General features: G+C 67.8%; 1 protein-coding gene. It reads left to right on the forward strand.

The genetic code is table 11. The annotated features are described in order from the left end of the window. Positions 1-1,754, forward strand: a 1,754-nt coding sequence (locus GTY96_RS36995) for a condensation domain-containing protein (protein ID WP_235686145.1), incomplete at both ends; no start/stop codon positions are given.

Raw genomic sequence — 1,754 nt, forward strand, 5'->3', positions numbered from 1 at the left:
GCGGGGAGCGAGTACGAGGCGCCGAGGACGCAGACGGAAGAGAAGCTGGCGAGCATCTGGGCGGAGGTGTTGCGAGTCCCGCGAGTGGGAGTGAGGGACAACTTCTTCGCGTTGGGTGGGCACTCACTGTTGGCGACGCAGGTGGTGTCGCGGGTGAGGATGGAGACAGGAGCGGAGCTGCCGCTGCGCGCGCTGTTCGAGGCGCCCACGGTGGAAGCCCTCGCCCTGCGGCTGGAGAAGGCCACCCGGTCGAACCTGTCGGCCATCGGGCCCGTGACGGGAAATGCCGCCCGTCCGCTGTCGTTCGCGCAGCAGCGGCTGTGGTTCATCGACCAGTTGGAGCCGGGCACGGCGCTCTACAACATGCCCGTGGCGGTGCGACTGGAAGGCACGCTGCGCCAGGACGTCCTGGCGCGGGCGCTGCGCGAAGTGACACGGCGCCATGCGGCGTTGCGGACGACCTTCGCGGAGGAGAACGGTCAGCCCATCCAGGTCATCCATCCCGACATGAATCTGAAGCTGGACCGGGTGGACCTGACCGGCTCCGAGGCTCGCGAGCGGACGTCGCTGGCCAGACAGCGGATCACGCAGGAGACGCTGAAGCCATTCGACCTGCTGCGAGGCCCGTTGCTCCGGGCGCTGCTGGTGACGCTGGACACGCAGGAGCATGTGCTCCTGGTGACGATGCACCACATCGTCTCGGATGGTTGGTCGCTCGGAGTCCTGGTCCGCGAGGTGAGCACGCTCTACGCGGCCTTCGCGGAGGGACGCCCGTCGCCACTGCCGGAGCTGTCCGTGCAGTACTTGGACTTCGCGGTCTGGCAGCGCCAGGAGTTGCAGGGCGCGGTGCTCCAGCGGGAAGTGGACTACTGGAAGCAGAAGCTCTCCGGTGCGTCGCCCGTGCTGGAGTTGCCGACGGATCATCCTCGGCCCGCGGTGCGAGGCAACGCCGGTGCGACGCAGGTCTTCCACTGGCCGCGATCGCTCGCGGAGGGACTGCGGGAGTTGGCGAAGCGAGAAGGTGCCTCGTTGTACATGGTGCTGCTGGCGGGCTGGCAGGCCTTGTTGTCGAGGTACTCGGGTCAGAAGGACATCAGCGTGGGTTCGCCCATCGCGGGCCGCGTGCGCCCCGAGGTCGAAGGGCTCATCGGCTTCTTCGTGAACACGCTGGTGTTGCGGACGCAGCTGGAGGACGGCCTGTCCTTCCGTGGGCTGTTGAAACAGGTCCGGGAGACGGTCCTGGAGGCGCAGGACCACCAGCAGCTGCCCTTCGAGAAGCTGGTGGAGGCGCTTCAGCCCCAGCGTGACCGGAGTCACACGCCGCTGTTCCAGACGCTGCTGGCGCTCCAGAACGTACCCGTGGGCGAGGCAAGGCTGCCGGGCATGTCGCTCAAGCCCGTGGCGCTGGAGGGAAGGACGTCGAAGTTCGACCTGAGCGTCTTCTTCATGGAGACGGCGGACGGGTTGAGCGGGGGGCTCGAATACAGCACTGAGCTGTTCGAGTCCGCCACGGTGCGCCGCATGGTGGAGCACTTGCGCGTGCTGCTGGAGGGTGTGCTGGCCCATCCCGAGACACGGGTGGATCGGACGTCCCTGCTCGACGCGGCCGAGCGCAGCCTGCTCGTGGAGACGTGGGCCCGCGCGCGGAATGAAGACCTGGGCACCACTTCCGTGCATGCGCGATTCGAGGAGCAGGCGAGGAGGAGGGCCGGAGAGGTGGCGCTGAAGAGCGCGGAGGAAGGCGGGACGCTGAG

Origin of the sequence: Corallococcus silvisoli (assembly GCF_009909145.1) — a bacterium.
GTDB lineage: Bacteria > Myxococcota > Myxococcia > Myxococcales > Myxococcaceae > Corallococcus > Corallococcus silvisoli.